Consider the following 19,283-nt stretch of genomic DNA (forward strand, 5'->3'; position numbering starts at 1 on the left):
GTAAGCAGGTCTAAAGCAGTTTCGGCGTATAGATCAAACCGAGCCAGAAGGTTCGGCCCAGCGAGAACGTATCCTTGAGCAGGTTGTGGTTCGGTCCGGTCACGCTGACCACGGGCGAACCCGTCAGGTTGGCGACCTCGAAAAACGCTTTCCATCCGGAGCCGACGTCATAACGCGCCTGCAAGTCGATCTGGCTGCGAGCCTGCCAGTACACGTCCTGGCTCGGCAGGCTGGCATCGACAAGACGAAGGCTGCTGCCGATCCAGTTGTACGCAACGCTCACCCCAAACTTCCGGTAGTTGTAAAACACGGTCAGGTTGCGGATTTGATCGGGCTGGTTGACGAGACGATCAATCGTGCGCGATGCGCCGGAGGACGTGATCGCATTCAGGCGGCCGCTGAGCAAGGTCAGGTTTGCGCTGAAGCCGAACCCTTGCAGGTACGGCGTCAACCACCCGAGGGTGCCCTGTATGAAGTTGAGTTCGATGCCGCTCAGGCTGGAACTGGACGAATTGAGCGGCTGCGTGATGGTCGCCGCGCGATTGGCGCCATCGAAGAAGACCTGTCCCTGGCTCGCCTGATTGTAGATTTCGTTCTTGATCTGCTTGTGAAACGCCGCGAACGACGCGAGTCCCGAGTTTGGCAAATACCATTCCGCGGAGAAATCGAGGTTGTTCGATTGGCGCGGCTTGATGTTGGGGTTGCCTTGCGTGACCGTCACCGAGCCATCGGCATTTTCCGAAATAGTCGTATTCGGCGCGTAGTCGTCGTAGGTCGGGCGTCCGATGGTCTGGCTGGCCGCGACCTTGAGCTTCACCGCCGAGGTGGCGTCGAACACGAGCGAGGCCGCCGGGAGCGTGAAGTTGTATCGGGAGTTGTTCGTGACCGACTGCCAGGTCGTCGTGCCGTTGACTACATTGCGCACGTTACCGGTCGTCGACAGCGTTGTATTGTCTTGCCGCAAGCCGACCATGGCACTCAACCGGTCGGTGCGGTACATAGTCATTGCATAGCCGGCGGCAGTCTGTTCGTCATGCGAATAGTTGCTCTGCAAGCTGCTCGCCAGATTAGTGGTGCTGGCAACGACGAGATTGCCGTTGGCGTCTTTTTGCCCCCACGCGCGAGCCGGGTCGACAATCAGGAAGGGCAGGCCTCCGCTGTTCGGCATGATCGTGCTCGACACGTAGCCGGCACCCGCCAGCGTCATGCCGCTGGCGGTCGGGTAGTACTGGGTGAGCGTGTCGCTGTAGCTATGGCTCAACCGCCGGTAGTCGATGCCCACCGCGTATCCGAGACCTCTTGAATCCGCGTCCATGTTCTGGCGGAAATCCAGTTTCAGATCGCCGACCCGGTCGTCGATCTTGATGAACTCGTTGCGCCAGTAATACGCCTTCCAGTTGTTCAGATTCTCGAAGTTGGCCGGGTTGACGGAAACACTCGGCTCGAAGCCGGACGTGTCGTAACTCATCCCCAGACCGGGCACGCCGCTCAACGTCGGTGTAACGCCGGGGGCGTTGTACTTGAAGTTCGCATAGATATACTTGGCCATCTGCCGCGGCTCGCGGTGGCTTGCATCCGACAGCGACGAGCGGAAGGACAGCACCTGGGTATCGCCAAGCTTCCAGTCCAACCCGCCCTGAACCGATGTCACGGTGCGATCGATCTTCGCACCATGTTGCCCGCCTCGGCTTCGCCGAGCGCGAAACGGCCCGATGTCGCGGTCTGGTTCGACACTGGATTCGCACCGGTGCTGCGGCTGTCGTCGATGAAGGTTTCGTTGCGCAGCTGATGGATGTTCTCGTCGTTATACGCAATCCCCACGAAGCCATAAACGTTCGGACTGAAGCGCGCTTCCAGCTTCGTGTCCACGCCCTGGCGCTGAATGTTTTTCAGGAATTGCCAGTACTTGAACTGCTGCGGCACCGGGATGCCGTTACCGGTATTCGGGCCGCCGCTGGCGGCCGGGTTGGCGATCGTGCCGTTGGCGTTGTAGTAGTTATAAAAGATGTTATCGGTCGTCATGTGACCGATCGAGTAAGTGTTTTCTTTTTCGTAGTTCGCGGCGATCACGAGGCCGAGCGCTTGAGTCGGGCCAAACGTGGTGCTCAGCACGACGTCGGATTTTCTGGCGAGACCCTGAGAACCGGAGAGCACCTTGCCGGTGTCGTCTGCGTGCCCGAGCGCCCCGGACACGCTGAAATAGGGCTTGCCGCCATTGTCGAAGGCACTGCGCGTGACGATGTTGATGGAACCGCCCACGGCGTTCGGATCCTGATCCGGCTGCCAGGTCTTGTATACCTGCACCTGCTTGACCAGGGACGAAGGCAACATGTTGGTACGCGTGCCCCGGCTCGCCAGGTCGGTCGATGCCATCGGGGCACCGTCGATTGAAACATTGTTGTAGCTGGCGTCGAGGCCGCGGATCGAGATGTACTGAGCTTCGTCTCGACCACTCACGTTGTCTGAATTAAAGCTCACTGACACGCCGGCTACGCGCTTGACCGTATCGGTCATCGTCGCGTCTGGCAGGGTTTCAATCTGCTCTTTCGTCAGAACGTCCATGACACGGTCTTGCGTTTGCTTGGTCGCCACAGCGGCGCTGCTTTGTGTGCGTTTTCGGGTGACCTGGACGCCGCCCATCCGGGTCACCGCGGCTGTGCCGCTGGCTGCATCTGCCTTCGCCGTGCCTGTTTCGGTTGCAGCCTTCCTGGTGGACTTATCCGCCTGATCAGGCTTTATGTCTTCGCTGCCCGCAGCCTGTACCAGCGTCGGTACAGCGGCTCCTGCTGCGAGCAGCATCACAGAAAGGCCTAGACGACTTTGGCCATCTTGCAGATTGAACATCTGTTTCCCCGTCGCGTTGTGTGTGCAATTGCCGATCACTGGCGAGGGGCTGCCGCAAAGACCTTGCAACGCCCACCCGTGCCGTTCCGGCCCGTTTACGCTGGGCTTGCGGCCAAGCGCTGATGACGTTGCGCATATTAATACTTAATGTGTGTAATATTCGTGACGAATACGATGGTTCCGCCGCCGTGGCGATACCCTATGCCGGTCTAAGCGCGCGGAGATGGGCTCTTTGGATCTCTCTGAAGCCCGAACAGTGGCAAAAGTATGAATAAAACATGCGACCACATAAAGAAATGAGGGCCGGCATCCACATCCTCATGAAATTGACTCTTAATGTGTGGTATTCGCTGGGTCGTGCCGGCCGCTTCGAACGAGGACCGGCCGCCCTAGGAGAGCTGTCGCCAGAAACTGTGGGGCTGTCGCTGGCTGATGGTAAAGAGCTGTTGCATAAACTGCAGCAAGTTGTGATCAGAGCGCAATCTGAGCAAGTCTGTGCCTTCCGCCGCTCTTGTACCCGATGTAGTCGCCGGCTCTTTCTGAAAGACTACCGGAAGGGAAAGGTCGACACCGTGTTTGGCACGGTCGCCTTTCGTAGTGCTCGAATCATGTCGTGCCCTTGTGAACCGCCATGCTATCTAGAGGTGGCATACAAGCCCGATGAGTTCATATATCCCGAAGCGGGCGACGCCAGAATTGCTCGCGCTTCAAGCAAAGCTGTCAGCATGCATGCCCTACCGTCAGGTTGCCGCGCTTCTGAATGGAAGGCCACGTGAAACCCTCGACTTTATGACGCCAACCAATAAACTTGCGCAAATCATGGGTGATGCATCGACCGGTTGAATCCGAAACTATCGCTGATTACTGATGGCGCAAATGGTCTGCGTGTCAGCCGGTCCTCCGGCCCCTTGATTTTCTTTGCACGCACGACGGCCCGACTCACGACAGGGGATCAGCGACTCATCGACCAAATGATGTGCGGCGAATTCAGTCCATTGACCATCTCCGACTACGATAATCGATCTGTTCAGTAATAGGGCTTGCGAATGCGTTTTATAAGGCGGCGGCCCCGATGATTTGAGTGCTCAGTGTGATCGAAGGTCTGACAAAAAAGCCTTTGAACGCGCATGCTGTGGCACCGTGAAAAACTCATCCGGTGAGTTCTCTTCGAGAATAACGCCTCTATCCATGAACCAGACGCGGTCGCTGACCTCGCGAGCGAATCCCATTTCGTGCGTCACGCAGACCATGGTCATTCCCTCTCGCGCAAGCGACTTCATCACGCTCAAGACCTCGCCCACCATCTCTGGATCCAAAGCGCTCGTCGGCTCGTCGAATAGCATGACTGGCGGGTTCATCGCCAGCGCTCGCGCAATCGCGACGCGTTGCTGCTGGCCGCCGGACAACTGCGCCGGGTAGGCGTTCGCCTTGTGCGCGATTCCCACCCGGTCGAGCAACGCCATCGCGTGGTCCCGAGCCTCACCCTTGCTTCTTCCCGATACCCGCACGGGCGCGAGGCAGACATTCTCGGTCACCGACAGGTGAGGAAAGAGATTGAACGATTGAAAGACGAAGCCGATGCCGCTGCGAAAGTCATTGATCTTCAGGCCAGGCGCATGAATATCCTGACCGTTTACATGGATAGCGCCGGACTTGATTTCCTCTAAGCGATTCACGGTGCGAATCAGGGTGGATTTGCCCGAGCCGGAGGGGCCGCAAATGACCACGACCTCGCCTGCTTTCACTTCCGCCGTAACGTCCGTGAGCGCTTGATAGTCCCCGTACCACTTACTGACCTTCGAGAACCGAATCATTCGACATGCTCCTTGGGTGGGCCATCTTGGGCGAACGCTTGCGCGTGATGGTGCGCTCCAGGTGCTGGGCGCATTGTGTGAGCACAAAGCACACGACGAAATAGGTGATCGCCAAAATAAGAAAGACGGGAAATGGCCTCGTCAACAGATTGCTGTTGATCTGGTTTGCCGCAAAGGTCAGTTCCTGCACGCTGATGACGTACCCGATCGATGTCTCCTTGATGATCGAGACGAACTGACTGATGAGACTCGGTACCATGTTGTAGAGCGCCTGCGGCATGATCACCCACAGGTTCATCTTCCAGTATCCGAGCCCCAACGCGCGCGAAGCCTCGACTTGTCCCTTGGGAAGCGCCTGGATTCCTGCGCGCACCACTTCCGAGAGATAGGCCGCCTCATAGACAATGAGCGTACAGATAAGCGTCGTGAAGGCGGTGACGCTATGACCCACCAGGATGGGCACAAGGAAGTATCCCCAGAAGACGAACATCACCAGCGGAATGCCCCGCACGATATAGACCAGTACGGTAGACCCGACGTAAAGCATTCTGATGGGCGAGGTCCTGCATAGCGCGATGCCAATGCTGATCGGGAACGACAGGACAAGCCCCATGACGGAAAGAATGAGCGTCAGGGCAAGCCCCCCGAGCGGCCCCTTCGGGTACTGTCCGACCAGCAGAAGCAGCCAGTTGTCTTGAATGATGCCGAGCATGGATTACCTCGCCTGGTTCTGAATGCGCTTGCCGGCCAGGGCCCCGAGTCCCATCAAGCCTAGCGACACGGCGAGATAGAACAATGTCGCAACGGCGTAGGCTTCGAACGTCTTGAACGTTTCATTCTCGATCTCGCGCACGACATACGTCATTTCCGCTGCGCCGATTGTCATGGCAAGACTCGTGTTCTTGAACAGCAGGACCGTGTGATTGATAAACGGCGGCAGCGCATTTCTGATGGCCTGTGGAAGGGGCACATAACGCAGGGTGGCGAAGAAGCCAAGGCCCAAAGACCTTGCCGCTTCCTGTTGACCGTAGTGCACCGACCGTAGACCACTGCGAAGGTCTTCGGAGAAGTAGGCCGACATGCACAACCCGATTGCGATCGATGCGAAAATCAACTCGCCGTCGTGCGCGTTCACCCAGGATTGCGCGGCATCCGGAAGCAGGGTCGGGACCCCAAAATACCAAAGCAGGATCTGCACGAGCATGGGAACGTTTTGGTGATAGGCGACGAATGCAGCAACGACTTTCGTCGCCACGGGAATGCCCGATGCGCGCAAGACCGCCAGCATGACCCCCAGTCCCACGGCAAGCATCCAGCTCGCTGCCGTCAGCTCACATGTTTTGATGACACCGGACAAGAGCAGATGCGAAAAGGGTCCGGCAAAGACCGCGCTGAAATCAAGACGTCCAAACATGCTTCACTCCTTGCGTCAACGTCGCGCCAACCCGCTGATCAGCCGGGAATGGGTGCAGTGGTGAAATCGCGCTTCATCTTGAAAGGCGAGCCTGTCCCCAGCCATTTATCGAAAATCTGCTGCGATTCACCAGACGCTTGCATTTTCACCAGTGCGTTGTTCACCGCTTCGGCGAGCTTGGGTTCGTCTTTCTTCATGCCAAGTCCCCAATATTCGCGACCGACCGGCGGTGTCAGGATGGTAATCGTGTTGGCGTTTGCACCAAGCTTGTCGATGAATCGATGCATGAGGCTTTCGGAAAGAACGTAGCCATCCACTTTTTTCTGGACTAAGGCCATGAATGCCGAGGGGGCATCGTCATAGCTGACAATTTGTACGGTCGGCAAGACGCGCTGCACCATGGGAATATTGCTTGAGCCCTTGATGGTGCTTACCCGTTTTCCGGCCATGTCGTTAAGCGTCCTGTTTGGGCCGCCTGAAGAGGCCGCTATCACCTGGTTGCTGACGAAGTAGGTGTCCGAGAACGTAATCTGTTGCGCGCGCTGCGGATTGAATCCTAGAACAGCCGCAAGAATATCCACGCGTCCTTGTGTCAGTTCCGGAATGCGGGCATCAAGCGACAACACCTTGAGCTCGGGTTTCACACCTAACTCTTTCGCCACCCCTTTGCAAAAATCCACGTCATAACCGACTATTTCGCGGGTGTCGGGGTCTTGGAAGCCAAAGGGAGCGCCGTTGCTGAGCACCCCGCACACCAGTGTGCCGCGCGTCTTGATGTCGGCAAGCTGGTCGGCGTTTGCAACGCTTGCGCCGGTCGTCAAGGCCAGGAACGCGGCCGCCGCGATGCTTGTTATGTAACGGTTCACTTGAGCTCTCCAGAGGGGGATGAATGAAGCCGGCGCATAGCTTCCATGGTGATGTCCTGGCTAAGACCGGTCTTATCGGAAATCATTCTTTCACGCAAAAAATTGGTTAAAAAGTGATATTTTTCGATAGTATTGCATCGCTTTTTTTCACGATATTCGCGTGGATATGATGCTTGGGCGCCGCTGAAGAACCTGAATTAAAGCGATGGAATATCATCAAAAAAAATCGCTTTTCGTCTAGTTTTGCGGGACTTATTGTGGACCCGAAATGTCGCGAGAGTGTCTTGCGAATGACGACGACGAAGGGGTCAATGATGGAAAGCGCCGACGGGCAACTTTTCAGCGACGCGCTGATGCGCGCTGTCAAAGAGAAGTTTCACTACGTGGATTCGGACTTTACGGGGCGCAAGCGGCTCTACTTCGACAATGCGGGCGGATCGTTCCGCCTGAAGAAGGCCGTCGAGCGATACGCGGAAGTCGATCTGATTCCGGATAACCCCGAACGCATACACGAAGTCGCCCGGGCGTTGCGGGCGATCCAACAGCGCGGCGTGGACGATGCACGGCTCATCCTGAACGCATCGGAGGGGACGATCTATGCGTCATTGACGGCGTCCGGCGCCATGTTCCAGATGGTCGAGGCGATTGCGGAAGCCGTTCCGGGCACGAATCTCGTGACAACCGTATTGGAACACCCGTCTTCCTTTGACGCGATGGCCCTCTACGCCGAAAAACGGGGCAAGTCGCTGCGCGTCGCGAAGAGCAACCGGGTCACGGGTGGCATCGACGTCGAGGAAATCCTGGGCTTGATTGATTCGCAGACTTGCCTGCTGAGTCTTATCTACGCGTCGAACATCACCGGGGCGAAGCTCGACCTCGAGCGGATTGTGCGTGAAGCGAGAGCGATCAAGCCGGACTTGTACATCGTAGTCGATGCAGTACAGCATGCGCCTCACGGGTTGATCGATCTGCAGAAGACGCCCGTTGACGGCATCAATTTCGCGCCCTACAAATTCTTTGGATGCAGGGGGTCCGGCATCTCATGGCTCTCTTCCCGGGCGGCGGTATTGCCGCATCACAAACTCGCGGCTAAACCCGTGGACTTCTGGGATCTGGGCAGTGCGGCGCCGGCACAATTCGTCGTCGTCACCGAGATTGTCGACTACGTCTGCTGGCTTGGCAGTCAATTCGGTGACTCGGCTGATCGCAGGTCGCAGTATGTGGCGGGCATCAAGGCGATCGGGCTTCACGAGCGCGCGCTGCTGTCGAGAATGCTCAACGGACAGGGCGAACTGCGGGGGCTTCGAGGACTGCCAGGCGTCCAGGTGTTGCTGGACCATGGCGACCTGACGCGTCGCGACCTGATCCTCGCTATTGCGTTCGACGACCTTGCAGAGGTCGAAGCGGTCAGGGAGTATGAGCGCCGGGGCGTCATTGTCTATGAGCGGGTGTCGACCAGTCTTTATTCGCGACGCATGCTCGAATCGTTTAGCTTGACGGGGGCGGTCCGCATTTCACCCTTGCACTGCAATTCACCTGACGACATCGATACCTTCTTGAAGGTGACAGCCGATATTGCCGAAAGCGCGGCCGTGAGAGCCGCTGAACGCGACGCTGCGGGTTAGGGTCCGGTAAAAACGCGAACGCCGATATGAGTCTGAAAAGAGATGTTATTGTTACCCATAACATCTCTTTCTCACATTCATTCGGGCCGACATGCTGACGTTCAAGCAAATGGAAGCGTTGTACTGGATCGTCCAGCTGGGCTCGTTCGAGGCCGCTGCCGGGAAGTTGAATACGAGCCAGTCGGCGATATCGAAACGCATACACGAACTCGAGTCTACATTCGACTTTCCCGTATTTGATCGAACCTCCCGTAACGCCCGGCTGACTGACAAGGGGAACGAGTTATTCGAGTATGCGAAGGAGTTGCTGGAGCGGCGTGACGAAATTGTCGAGCGGGTCAGCGCCAGGGAAGTGCTCGTTCGGCGCGTCCGAATAGGGGTCACCGAATTGACGGCGCTTACGTGGTTGCCACGCCTGATAGCGATGATCAAAGAAACCTATCCGAAGGTGATCGTCGAGGCCGAGGTCGAGTTGAGCGCCACGCTGAGGGACCGGCTCGCAGCCGATACCGTCGACCTGATCGTTGTTCCCGAGGCTCCCGCAAGCGAACGCTTCACCAGCGTGCCGGTGGGTACCGTAGAGAACGCATGGATGTGTGCGCCTTCGCTGTATTCCGGCAAAGCGACTATTCCGATCGCGGACATTGCCGAGCTTCCCTTGCTCCTGCAAGGCAACCTTTCCGGAACCGGTCTCACCTACTCGCAGTTTTTGTCCGAGAACGGCGTGAACACCGCGAAGATACTGGTTGCCAATAATCTCGTTGCTCAAATCGGGTTGACTGTTTCAGGCATGGGCGTGAGCTACCTGCCGAAGACCTGTCTCAACTACATGGTCACGGCAGGTGCCCTGAGAATTATTAAAACGAAACCCGCTCTTCCACCGGTCCGCTATGTGGCGCTTCATCGAGCCGAGCACGCCTATTCGCTCAGCAACCAGGTCGCGCAGCTGGCGCAGAGTTGCTGCGATTTCAGTGCAAATCTCTTGGACCCGCGGAGGTTTTCACCTGTCTAGTCGATTGAACCAATGAAATTGCACCGATCTAAAGGTGCATGGAAAAAATGAATCTGAGAAAAGGATTGATCAAACCCTCCTTGAGCGCTTCGTAAAACATCGACCCGTGATTCAAGGTGTCGGGCTGATCGTCGGGCCAGGTATCGCAATGCGCATCGAAGTGAGTCAACGAAAGTGGCCGTCGGTACTTCCCGGCGTGCGCCACGAGCATCGGGTAGCTTATGTAGTAGTCTCCTCCAAGGGTAAGCATGCGCGCACCCGAATCAAGAATCGCGCGGGCATGCTCTATGATCGCCTGCTTGATATCCAGCGGTACGCCAGTGGCGGCGAGGTCCACCCCAGTCAGGTCCTTGGTGTAATTTCGGCGCATGAAGGACGTCACGCCAGCGTAGGTATTTTCTCTCGATGAGGCATACGGCGATTCGCGCCGTAAGGCTCCGTCGCCGCGAAGCACTTCCGGTTTGTTCATAACGTTCGTTATCCAGAATGATACGAAATTCAAGGTTTATAATTACCCAACGCACATCCGTCTTGACAGCGGAACCACATGCAACCGCCGGGCCTTGATCTTTTCGGGAGGCACTCTCCATTCATCCGCGACCAAATTTATCTCAGACCATCTTGACCGACACAGTTCAATGGCGCGGGTAAAAAACATCATCAGCAATTTGATTGCAAGGGCAGTGCACTTGCTTCGATAGAGGGGCAGGCCGCGGTAAATGGCTGCGATCTCATCCTTGCTCAGATCACGAGAATGAACCGTGCTCGGCTTGATCACGGCTCCGCGAAGCACGGACGCAGGGTCTGCATCGGCTCGTTGGGTTATTACCGCGTATTGAAACGTAGCTGAAATGTATTGCCTTAGTTTTATCGCGACGGCAGGAGAACTGCGTTTCTCCACACGCTCCATAAGCTTGAGGGCATGACTGGCCGTTATTGAACGCATTGGGAGGAATCCGATGAACGGGTATGCGTCTGCCTCAAGCACCCGAGATACTTCGATATGGTGCCGAGGCGTCCAGGTCGTTTTCTTTTTGCCAAACCACTCTTCGCAAACAACTTTGAAAGTCTCGCGGCCGGCCTCGATTGTGTTAACCAGTTCAATACGTTGTGCATGCGATGGATGGATGCCTTTTTTTACTAGCGCGCGGGCACTGTCGCGTGCGGCACGCACTGCCTTAAGACTTACTTCTGGGTACTCGCCGACAGCGAACACGTTCTCCTTCCCGTTAAGCTCATGGCGGTATCGCCAAAGCTTCGAGCCATTTGGTTTCACTTCAATATAGAGCCCATTGGCATCGGTGATTTTGATAGGCTTAGTAGATGCCTTAGCCTGGCGGATTTTGACGTCGGTGAGCGGCATAGAAGGCAACCGGATATGGAAGGCTTAATCTTCACTTGATACCCGGTTTTTCATAGGATGGAGACGGTTTCCGGCGGATTTCGATGGGCAACTGTTTGGGCTGAATCGCAGTTCAGGAAAGGAACACAGGCGATTTTTCGGACGTTAGAGAACCACTGCGAACTTGTTGATTTGGTGAATTGTCATGCGTAAGGAAACGGCGAATATCGCGGAAGCCAGGAAGTTCTACGCCAAGCTCATGGTTGCCGCGAGCAAGTCCCACGACCCGCGGCTTGAACGGGTGTTCGAACTTGTGCATCGCGAGGCATTTCTTCCGCCCGGGCCGTGGAAAATCATGGTGGACAACGAATACTTCGAGACCCCTGGCGCGGACCCTGTCTATCTGTATCAGAACGCCCTGGTCGCGCTCGATGCAGTTAAGGGAATCAATAACGGCGAGCCGTTCCTTCACGCCGCGTGGCTTGGTGTTGTTGCGCCGAAACCGGGTGATGTCGTGTGTCATATCGGTGCGGGTTCCGGGTACTACACCGCCATGCTTGCAGTGCTCTCGACGCCCGGTGGCCGCGTGGAAGCGTTCGAAATCGAACCCGGCCTGGCCGGGATGGCGCGCAAGAATTTGCAGGCGTTCAAGGGTGTGACCGTGACGCAAGGCGATGCGACCAAACTGCCTTTGCCTGCGTCGGATCTGATTTATGTGAATGCCGGTGTCGTGGCGCCACCGCGTTCCTGGCTTCATGCACTGCGTCCGCAAGGCCGCTTGATTTTCCCCTGGCGTCCATCCGAGGAAGTCGGACTAACCGTGCTGATAACACGAACCGATGCGGGCTTTGAAGCGAAGCCGCTCATGTCCTCGTGGTTCATTCCTTGCGTTGGCGGGGCATCGACTTTCGATGGGTTCGTGAAACCGCCCGATGCCCGCATGGCGTGGTCCGTCAGGTCGGTGTGGCTGAGCTCGGAACGGGTACCTGATACGAGCGCAGTAGTCGCGTACGAACACGTCTGGTTTTCTTCATCGGCATTGCACTGACTAGCCTATCAAGGCGATGGGCACGCGAGCAGGCTGCCGTCTTGAAGCACACGTTCGAGATGACGCGCGATGTCGGGTGCACCCGTCATCTCGCCGAAGCTTCCCCGTGTGATCGGCCCGAACGCGAGCAGGCCCGGCGACACCTTGCCGTCCGCGTTCCTGAGCCGGCTTCGAAGGTCGGTGTCGAGTCCTATCCGCACAGCGTCCAGTCGTGCAAGCCCGCTTTCCAGCAGCGACTTCACGAACGGATTCCTGTCGATGTCGCGTGCCGGTCCCGTGCAGAAAACCACGGCGCCGAAATCGTGCTCTTCGTGCGCGCCGCCCGGACGTCGCAACACGGTGCGAAAGGTCTCCGCCGCGAGCCTGATCTCCGCGATACCCGCCGTGGTCACAATCATCTGACCTGTCTCGATGGCACGTTCTATAGCCGCATGAATCTGCGGCGCGATTCGAAAGCGATGCACCTCCCAGAACGGCAGCAGCCGATTGACCACGCGGCGTTGTTCGCGTGCAGGCAGCGCGTTCCAGATCCGGGGGAGGTCGAAACGCAGTGCATCGGCGGCGGGTTGCCAACCGATGCGCGCCTCGTCGCGCGCGATCCTCTGTCGTAGCCTGCGCACCAGTTCGCGGGCGGTGGCGGGCGGGTTGGCGTTATCGAGGAAATCGGCGGCATCGGAGAAAAGTCCGTGCGGCTGGGCTCGCAGACCCCGTCGCGAAATCGCCGTGATGCGTCCGCGATGTTCACGCTCGATCAGCGTGACGGCTACGTCCGCCATCGTCAGGCCGGTGCCTACCAGCAGTACGGAAGCGTCTGGCGGGATCGTGCTCAATGCATCCGGTGCCCACGGACGCGTGATTAGTCGCGGATCGAGCAAGGCCTGTTCGTCGATGACCCCAGGCGGTTTCGACGGTGTATGACCAAAACACAGCGCAACGCGATGCGCATCCAGCCCCGAGCCATCGTCGAGCGTAATCGTATAACCCGATTCGATCTTGCGCACGCCGGTAGCGGTTGCACGCCGATGGCTCACGCGCGCGTGCGGAGCAGCGTCGGCCACGACATCATGCAAGGTCGCGTCGACGTACTCGCCGTATCGAGCGCGTGAGACGTAGTAGTGCCCCTGCTCGTCACCGCTGCCGGCATCGATTGCATCGTGCTCTTTAAGCCAGCGCGTGGCGTGCGTGGAGTCGCTGGCGAACAGGCTCATCCGGTCACTCGGCACGTTGATTCGATGCAGCGGTTCCGACGTTCCATACGCGATGCCCCGGCCGAGTTCCGCCGACGGTTCCACAATAGTGAAGTCGAGATCGATACCGGCGGGGCAGGCGCGAATGGCATGAATCACGAACGCAACGCCGGTGAAACCGCCGCCGATCACGACTATGTTCAGTGGTGTGCCTTTGGGTGTTTTCAATGGAGCGCTCATGATGCTGAAGCTTCGCGAAGCGTCCGTTCGAAACGGCGGAGCGGTGCGATTGAATGAGGGATGTCGTTCGCCCGGTCGAATGCAAGTATTGCTGCAGCCATTGCGTAGTTCGGAAGTGTTGGGAAGTACGTGGAGCAGCGACGCACGGAAGCATTGAGGATACCGCAGCCGAGGCGTCCGGTGAACACTGTGTAAAGCTTGAAATTCGCTAAGCTTGTGCGGATTTGTAGGATTAAACCGGGGCAGGACGTTCTTGGATAACGGCGTGACGGCGGCTAGGACAAAGCCAAAAGCATCGCGGCGGAGGCGGGATTTTCTGGAATGTGCGTTGTATCGGAATACGAAGTATCGATGTCAAGACATCGCACCGTATTCAGCACGCTATCCATGCATGGATTCGAGGGCGGCTTGTACGATCGGCCGCGCCCATTCCGGCGTGGCATTCAACGCAACCACATCATCCTGATCGGGAAACACGACCTGACCTTCGAACATCTCCAGCACCAGTACAGGATCGGGAATGTCCTGTCCCGGAGCGGCATCGGCACTGTTGTCGAAGACCTGCAGGCGGCTGAGTCGCGGCAGTAGTTTGATGAGGTTTGCGCGGGACGTGACCCAACGCTCGCGGATCTTGTTCTCCGGAATAGCGTGACCGCTATTGGCGACACGCAATCGTACGCGTTCGATATGTTGTTCAACCGACGAAAGGCCGCAAAACAGCATCACGACATCATGAGTGCTCGAGGCGCTCGCGAGCATGTCGGGAATCGTCCTGGCGCCTAACGTGGTCTCGAAGGCGTAGTTCTGACCATTCGCCATGGCCGCTTCAAGTTGAGCGCGGCCGGTCTCCCAGGCGCGGCTATTGGCTTCGGCGGAAGTCAGGCCGAATTGCGCCATCAACTCGCGCGCAAAGGTGTCGGGATTGAACCAGGTGAGGCCATGTTCGACCAGCATGGCGCCACCCACTGAGCTTTTGCCGGCGCCATTGACGCCGGCGAGGACGAAGATGAAGGGCCGCGTTGCTGTACCGCCAGCGGGCATCAGTACGACGCACCGGCCTTAGGCCGCTTCGTCAAAACGCCCTTCGCGTCGAACAACGACTTGAGTTTCTGAGCGGCATCGGGTTGCTGCAGCACAGCCAGGCGCGCGTTGAACCGGCTAGTCAATTCATCCAGCGCGGTTTGCTCCCGCGCCTTGAGCGCCTGAATCTCTTCAGTGAGCTGTTGGTACGTGCCGGCATCCAGCAGCACCATTTCCACCGCCGAGTGGTTGGTGATGGCCACGCTGCCCGACTGGCGGACCTGCCGCACGAGGTCCGCCCATTTGTTTTTCACTTGGGAAGCGTTCTGACGGGGCAGTTCCTGGATATTGGGCAGTTCGGTGATCATGGCGGTGTCCTCGGAAGCTGGCTGAATAAGGCAATTATGGCAATAATAGCCAATTTGTCAAATCGATCGTGATTTTGCCAATTTAGCCTGAATCTCAGAAACGATTGTTCACTATCTTGAGGTGTTCATTAAGGATGAACAAAACAAATATTTGAACAAAACGAAAGCCAGATCGCGGCTATTCTGACCACGCCGGCAGTGCGCGACCGGTTGGTCGTGAACATGCTCCAAGGCACGTTTCAGCACAATGCTTATATCCGGCTTGACGGTTATCTTGCTGAGTTCGAGACAGGGCTGACGTCGGCGTGACAACTTGCCGCCACTATCACTGCGCGTGGAACCTGCGAAATGACGCTCCCGTATGCTCGTCCGGCAGCTTCGCGCCGCGGCCAAACAACTTCTCGCGCAGGGTGCCATTGGCGTAAGAAGTCTTGTAGACACCGCGCACTTGCAACTCGGGAATCACCAGGTCGATGAAGTCCTCATAGCTTTCCGGCATCACGGTACGTGTCAGATTAAAACCGTCGATGCCGGTTTCATCCATCCAGGATTCCAGCGCGTCAGCCACCTGAACCGGATCGCCGACGATAGTCGTAAACCGTCCGCCCAGCTTCAATTGATCCAGCAGCCGACGCACGGTCCAGCCGGATTGTCCGTCCGTCACGCGTTGCACCGACGACTCTATGCCGCGGCTCTTGTGACCGCCCGGCGGTTCGAGTTCATCGTCGAGATCGAACTTCGAATAATCGATGCCACTGCCCGCCGCAAAGTGCGCGAGTCCCGCTTCCGCACTTGCATGGCTGGCGTACCCGGCGAACTTCTCCTCGGCTTCGGCAGTGGTGCGTCCCACCACGACAGTGACACCCATGAAGACCTTGAGGCCGGCAGGATCGCGGCCTGCTTCGGCCGCTTGCTTGCGCAGTGCATCGACGAGTTTGCGCGTGCCTTCCTTGCTCTGGCTCGATACGAACACGCACTCGGCATGACGGATTGCAAACGCCTGACCTCGTCCTGATGAACCTGCCTGGAACAACACCGGCGTGCGTTGAGGCGAGGGCTCGGACAAGTGATAGCCCTCTACGTTGTAGTAGCGGCCATGGTGATTGACCTTCTGGATCTTCTGCGGATCGGCGAACACGCGTGCGGCCCGGTCGCGCACGACAGCGTCGTCTTCCCAACTGCCTTCCCAGAGCTTGTAGGTGATATCGAGGTATTCGTCGGCGCGGTCATAGCGTTCGTCATGTGCTATTTGTTCGGTGAGGCCCATCGCGCGCGCGGCGCTGTCGAGATAACCCGTCACGATGTTCCAGCCGATCCGCCCTTCGGTCAGGTGATCCAGCGTGGAAAAACGTCGTGCCAGAAGATAGGGCGCTTCGTAAGTCAGGTTCACCGTGACGCCGAAACCAAGATGTTGCGTGACGGCCGCCATGGCAGAAACAAGCATCAGGGGATCGTTGACCGGCAACTGCACCGACTCCTTGAGCGTCACGTCGACCGATTGCTGATAAACGTCGTACACCCCCACGATATCCGCAATAAAGAGCCCGTCGAACAGTCCGCGTTCGAGCAGTTTCGCGAGATCCGTCCAGTATGAAAGCTTTCGGTAATCTTGTGATCGATCACGCGGATGAGTCCACAAACCATGATTGATGTGACCGACACAGTTCATGTTGAACGCGTTCAAAAGGATCTTTTTCTTGCTCATTGGAGTGGCGCGCGAAGAGAGGAACAGAAGGCGGGGCGAGTGAGCCGTGGCGAAGAAAACCGCACAAATACAGCAGTTTTAGCCGCGTTTCAACGCTGAAGGCAGCAGGAATGCTTACACAGCTCTGGCGCGCCGCAAACCATCGAATTTGCATTTGTATTCCATGAACGTTGCGATTTTTCGTGCAGCTTCGTGCCCTGCGTGATCGGATCGTAGCGATCCGAAGAGGCAAAACCCAACTGTCGTCAGGGTCAAACCGGGGAGAAAACGGATTTGCCTCCAACGGGAGTGTCCGGTAAGGTGACGCTTCCACCATGCAGTCGCATGGGCAGTGCGTTGCACCTATCTTTGAGAAAACAGAAATGAACAAGCAAGAACTCGTTGACGCCGTGGCGTCCGCCACCGGTACGAGCAAAGCCGCAGCCGCTGAAGCTATCGATGCGTTTATCTCTACCGTGACGCAAGCCGTTGTCAACGGCGACAGCGTTCAGTTCGTCGGCTTCGGCACCTTCAGCACCGGCGCACGCGCCGCGCGCACGGGCCGCAATCCCAAGACTGGCGACACCATCCAGATCGCTGCCGCAAAAACGGTCAAGTTTACTGCTGGCAAAGCGTTCAAAGACCTGGTGAACCAGTAAGAGTGACTGACGCGTCCTTGCGGGGTTTTTGCGCAAGGACGCTGTCAGGCAGCGGCTAACATCGTCAGATGAATGCGCTGCATGGATTCACATCAAGAAACGCGTGCGCCATTCAACATGCCGCGCGCTGCCAGATTGCGATAGAGCGCACGTACCCCGAATGTCCAGGGCGTAATTTCCGTCGATAAACGCACGGTGTTGACGATTGCACCCAGCGACGGCGTCGAGATGGTCACCACGTCGCTCAGATGATGCGTGAAGCCACCGCCGGCCGTGTCGCGATCCTTGATCGGCGAGAACATCGTGCCGAGAAATAACATGAAGCCGTCCGGATACTGATGATGCGCGCCGTGCGTTTGCGCCACGAGGTCCGCTGGATCGCGGCTGATCTCACGCATGTGGCTGACGCCGTCCAGTACGAAACCATCGTCTGCTCCTTCAATGCGCAGCGACACGCTTGCTTCGCGCACGGTATCGAGCGTGAACGTGCCGTCGAACAGCCGCACGAACGGACCGATCGCGCATGAACCGTTGTTGTCCTTCGCTTTGCCGAGCAGCAAAGCGGAGCGGCCTTCGATGTCGCGCAGGTTCACGTCGTTGCCGAGCGTTGCACCGACGATCGTGCCCGCGCTGTTCACGGCCAGCACGATTTCCGGTTCGGGGTTGTTCCATTTCGACGTCGGATATAAACCCACATCGGCACCGAATCCGACCGACGACATCGGCTGCGATTTGGAGAATACTTCGGCATCCGGACCAATGCCGACTTCCATGTATTGCGACCACGCGCCGCGCCGTTCGAGTTCGGCCTTCAATTTCCCCGCCGCTTCCGAGCCGGGTTCTATCTTCGATAAATCCGCGCCGATCAACTCGTTGATCATCGAGCGGGTTTCCTGCGCCTTGCTTGCATCGCCGCCTGCGTGTTCTTCGATCACGCGCTCGAGCAAGCTCACCGCGAACGTCACGCCGCAGGCCTTGATTGCTTGCACGTCGCATGGCGCGAGCAAACGCGTTGCATGGGTGGATGAATCGAGCGACGCGCGTATCAGGGCGTCGACGGGGCCGAGCGATTCACCCGGCGCGTGACGCGCAATCTCGACTGCATCGTCGAAATCGAAAAGATCGGCGGTAGTCGCAACCGTCGGCGTGATGTCGAAGACTTCGCCGTGTCGCACGACGACCACCGATGGCCCGTCGATGGGCGCTGGCCGCCAGACGCGGCCGATCAGCAAGGCGTCGTTTAGATCGGAGGGGAGGAAAGAGTGAGGCATGTTGCGGGTCTCCAGGGGGATGAGGGTGGGTTTCCGTTCGCACTCGGGGTTTGGGGCTGGCGGCGCTCGTGGTCGGGGGTGGTGCTGGGTTGCTGCTTTCGGCCTTAGTGGTCTGCGTGAGTTAGCTGTATTTTTTATCACTATTAGCCACTGTGCGTGGCGGCACTTCATTTCTTTTTCCAACGGCGAAAAAGAAACAGAAGCAAAGAAAACGCCTCCCAACAATCAGCAAGTTAGCGTCCCTAGCGTGCAGGCTAGGAGTTTCTGGCACTTAAATAGCACGGTGCTCGCCAGAGCCACGGATGTTTGAACCCCGACCTCTCCGAACACCGATACCTACACGCTTCGCCACCAGTGACTGAACCTGCCCAAGGGACACCCGCGCTATCCGCGACCGACCACCTCAAAAATATCCATGCAGTCCATGTACCCACCCCACCATGAAATGAGGCAACCAGCACACGTCAGGCCGTACTGGTCCGTGGGCTGTGGTGCTTGCCCGAGAGCGTTGGGGGCGAAGCGTGTTCGTGTCAGGATTCGCGAGAAGGAGGGGTTCACACATTATCGAGTCTGGCGAGCACCGTGCTATCAGGTGCCAAAAACTGGGGCCTGCACGCTGGGGACACTAACTTGCTGATTGTTGGGAGGCGTTTTCTTTGCTTCTGTTTCTTTTTCGCCGTTCGGAAAAAGAAATGACGTGCCGCCACGCACAGTGGCTAAGAGGGTGTCCCGGATTTTGTGTAAACGGGTTTTTGTTTAACCCTGTGACATCCGGCCTTCGAACTGGATGGCGAAGCGGTCTAGGGCCGCCTTCCAGTCTCTGATCGGCATCGTCCATTTCTTGCTAATGTTGTTCAGCGCCAGGTAAAACAGCTTGAATACGGCGTCG

16 protein-coding genes and 3 pseudogenes are annotated in these 19,283 nt (G+C 57.6%); 5 read left to right on the plus strand and 14 right to left on the minus strand.

Features of this window, described 5'->3' with window-relative positions; all coding sequences use genetic code 11:
* Window positions 1-10: 10 nt before the first annotated feature.
* A complete protein-coding gene (locus M0D69_RS32160) occupies window positions 11-1,651 on the minus strand; it encodes a TonB-dependent receptor (RefSeq protein WP_301785880.1) in 1,641 nt (546 codons plus the stop codon).
* The gene (locus M0D69_RS32165) at window positions 1,648-2,844 is read right to left on the minus strand and encodes a TonB-dependent receptor plug domain-containing protein (RefSeq protein WP_301785881.1); all 1,197 of its coding nucleotides are present in this window, start codon (window positions 2,842-2,844) and stop codon (window positions 1,648-1,650) included. The genes M0D69_RS32160 and M0D69_RS32165 overlap by 4 nt, the downstream gene beginning before the upstream one ends.
* A gap of 395 nt (window positions 2,845-3,239) precedes the next feature.
* Here M0D69_RS32165 and M0D69_RS32170 point away from each other — a divergent pair.
* Window positions 3,240-3,603, plus strand: a pseudogene (locus M0D69_RS32170) (ISKra4 family transposase); the annotation flags it as partial.
* A 326-nt stretch (window positions 3,604-3,929) separates the two neighbouring features.
* Here M0D69_RS32170 and M0D69_RS32175 read toward each other — a convergent pair.
* Genes M0D69_RS32175 through M0D69_RS32190 form a run of 4 tightly spaced genes read right to left on the minus strand, consistent with a single transcriptional unit; the run spans window position 3,930 to window position 6,938 of the window.
* Window positions 3,930-4,658, minus strand: coding sequence for an amino acid ABC transporter ATP-binding protein (locus M0D69_RS32175; protein ID WP_301785882.1), 729 nt, complete (start codon window positions 4,656-4,658; stop codon window positions 3,930-3,932).
* Entirely contained in the window at window positions 4,633-5,370 is a 738-nt protein-coding gene (locus tag M0D69_RS32180; RefSeq protein WP_301785883.1) for an amino acid ABC transporter permease, read from the minus strand. The genes M0D69_RS32175 and M0D69_RS32180 overlap by 26 nt, the downstream gene beginning before the upstream one ends.
* Window positions 5,371-5,373: 3 nt before the next feature.
* Window positions 5,374-6,072, minus strand: a complete 699-nt coding sequence (locus M0D69_RS32185; protein ID WP_301785884.1) for an amino acid ABC transporter permease — start codon at window positions 6,070-6,072, stop codon at window positions 5,374-5,376.
* A gap of 38 nt (window positions 6,073-6,110) precedes the next feature.
* On the minus strand, window positions 6,111-6,938 hold the full coding sequence (locus M0D69_RS32190) for an ABC transporter substrate-binding protein (RefSeq protein ID WP_301785885.1): 828 nt from the start codon (window positions 6,936-6,938) through the stop codon (window positions 6,111-6,113).
* A 290-nt stretch (window positions 6,939-7,228) separates the two neighbouring features.
* Here M0D69_RS32190 and M0D69_RS32195 point away from each other — a divergent pair, with 290 nt between their 5' ends.
* Complete coding sequence (locus M0D69_RS32195) at window positions 7,229-8,563, plus strand: aminotransferase class V-fold PLP-dependent enzyme (protein WP_301785886.1); 1,335 nt, start codon at window positions 7,229-7,231, stop codon at window positions 8,561-8,563.
* Between the two features lie 91 nt (window positions 8,564-8,654).
* Entirely contained in the window at window positions 8,655-9,575 is a 921-nt protein-coding gene (locus M0D69_RS32200; protein ID WP_301785887.1) for a LysR family transcriptional regulator, read from the plus strand.
* 61 nt (window positions 9,576-9,636) lie between these two features.
* Here the strand turns inward: M0D69_RS32200 and M0D69_RS32205 are convergent.
* A pseudogene (locus M0D69_RS32205) lies at window positions 9,637-10,044 on the minus strand (arginase family protein); the annotation flags it as partial.
* Between the two features lie 42 nt (window positions 10,045-10,086).
* Window positions 10,087-10,938, minus strand: coding sequence for an integrase arm-type DNA-binding domain-containing protein (locus M0D69_RS32210; RefSeq protein ID WP_301785888.1), 852 nt, complete (start codon window positions 10,936-10,938; stop codon window positions 10,087-10,089).
* A gap of 184 nt (window positions 10,939-11,122) precedes the next feature.
* Between M0D69_RS32210 and M0D69_RS32215 the strand changes: the two genes are divergently transcribed.
* The gene (locus M0D69_RS32215; RefSeq protein WP_301785889.1) at window positions 11,123-11,965 is read left to right on the plus strand and encodes a protein-L-isoaspartate O-methyltransferase; all 843 of its coding nucleotides are present in this window, start codon (window positions 11,123-11,125) and stop codon (window positions 11,963-11,965) included.
* Between the two features lie 8 nt (window positions 11,966-11,973).
* Here the strand turns inward: M0D69_RS32215 and M0D69_RS32220 are convergent, their stop codons facing one another.
* From M0D69_RS32220 to M0D69_RS32235, 4 genes are all read right to left on the minus strand, one after another.
* Window positions 11,974-13,380 carry an FAD/NAD(P)-binding protein gene (locus M0D69_RS32220; RefSeq protein WP_301785890.1) on the minus strand — a complete coding sequence of 469 codons (1,407 nt, stop codon included), beginning with the start codon at window positions 13,378-13,380 and terminating at the stop codon, window positions 11,974-11,976.
* 393 nt (window positions 13,381-13,773) lie between these two features.
* The gene (locus M0D69_RS32225; RefSeq protein ID WP_301785891.1) at window positions 13,774-14,433 is read right to left on the minus strand and encodes an AAA family ATPase; all 660 of its coding nucleotides are present in this window, start codon (window positions 14,431-14,433) and stop codon (window positions 13,774-13,776) included.
* Complete coding sequence (locus tag M0D69_RS32230) at window positions 14,433-14,780, minus strand: type II toxin-antitoxin system prevent-host-death family antitoxin (RefSeq protein WP_301785892.1); 348 nt, start codon at window positions 14,778-14,780, stop codon at window positions 14,433-14,435. Before M0D69_RS32230 ends, M0D69_RS32225 begins: the two co-directional genes overlap by 1 nt.
* 325 nt (window positions 14,781-15,105) lie before the next feature.
* Complete coding sequence (locus M0D69_RS32235) at window positions 15,106-16,485, minus strand: LLM class flavin-dependent oxidoreductase (protein ID WP_301785893.1); 1,380 nt, start codon at window positions 16,483-16,485, stop codon at window positions 15,106-15,108.
* A gap of 314 nt (window positions 16,486-16,799) precedes the next feature.
* On the opposite strand from M0D69_RS32235, the gene M0D69_RS32240 reads away from it, so the two are divergent.
* On the plus strand, window positions 16,800-17,123 hold the full coding sequence (locus M0D69_RS32240) for an HU family DNA-binding protein (protein WP_301785894.1): 324 nt from the start codon (window positions 16,800-16,802) through the stop codon (window positions 17,121-17,123).
* Window positions 17,124-17,215: 92 nt separating this feature from the next.
* Here the strand turns inward: M0D69_RS32240 and M0D69_RS32245 are convergent, their stop codons facing one another.
* Window positions 17,216-18,394 (minus strand): fumarylacetoacetate hydrolase family protein, encoded by a 1,179-nt coding sequence (locus M0D69_RS32245; protein WP_301785895.1) that lies wholly within the window; start codon window positions 18,392-18,394, stop codon window positions 17,216-17,218.
* 756 nt (window positions 18,395-19,150) lie between these two features.
* Window positions 19,151-19,283, minus strand: a pseudogene (locus M0D69_RS32250) (IS256 family transposase); the annotation flags it as partial.

Source organism: Caballeronia sp. SEWSISQ10-4 2, assembly GCF_030464885.1.
Taxonomy (GTDB): Bacteria; Pseudomonadota; Gammaproteobacteria; order Burkholderiales; family Burkholderiaceae; genus Caballeronia.

Bases quoted from the DNA above. Each gene is read 5' to 3' on its own strand.
- M0D69_RS32245 (WP_301785895.1), bottom strand. From the start codon at position 18,394: ATGCCTCACTCTTTCCTCCCCTCCGATCTAAACGACGCCTTGCTGATC.
- M0D69_RS32165 (WP_301785881.1), bottom strand. From the start codon at position 2,844: ATGTTCAATCTGCAAGATGGCCAAAGTCGTCTAGGCCTTTCTGTGATG.
- M0D69_RS32175 (WP_301785882.1), bottom strand. From the start codon at position 4,658: ATGATTCGGTTCTCGAAGGTCAGTAAGTGGTACGGGGACTATCAAGCG.
- M0D69_RS32180 (WP_301785883.1), bottom strand. From the start codon at position 5,370: ATGCTCGGCATCATTCAAGACAACTGGCTGCTTCTGCTGGTCGGACAG.
- M0D69_RS32225 (WP_301785891.1), bottom strand. From the start codon at position 14,433: ATGCCCGCTGGCGGTACAGCAACGCGGCCCTTCATCTTCGTCCTCGCC.
- M0D69_RS32240 (WP_301785894.1), top strand. From the start codon at position 16,800: ATGCAGTCGCATGGGCAGTGCGTTGCACCTATCTTTGAGAAAACAGAA.
- M0D69_RS32235 (WP_301785893.1), bottom strand. From the start codon at position 16,485: ATGAGCAAGAAAAAGATCCTTTTGAACGCGTTCAACATGAACTGTGTC.
- M0D69_RS32210 (WP_301785888.1), bottom strand. From the start codon at position 10,938: ATGCCGCTCACCGACGTCAAAATCCGCCAGGCTAAGGCATCTACTAAG.
- M0D69_RS32230 (WP_301785892.1), bottom strand. From the start codon at position 14,780: ATGATCACCGAACTGCCCAATATCCAGGAACTGCCCCGTCAGAACGCT.
- M0D69_RS32200 (WP_301785887.1), top strand. From the start codon at position 8,655: ATGCTGACGTTCAAGCAAATGGAAGCGTTGTACTGGATCGTCCAGCTG.
- M0D69_RS32185 (WP_301785884.1), bottom strand. From the start codon at position 6,072: ATGTTTGGACGTCTTGATTTCAGCGCGGTCTTTGCCGGACCCTTTTCG.
- M0D69_RS32215 (WP_301785889.1), top strand. From the start codon at position 11,123: ATGCGTAAGGAAACGGCGAATATCGCGGAAGCCAGGAAGTTCTACGCC.
- M0D69_RS32195 (WP_301785886.1), top strand. From the start codon at position 7,229: ATGACGACGACGAAGGGGTCAATGATGGAAAGCGCCGACGGGCAACTT.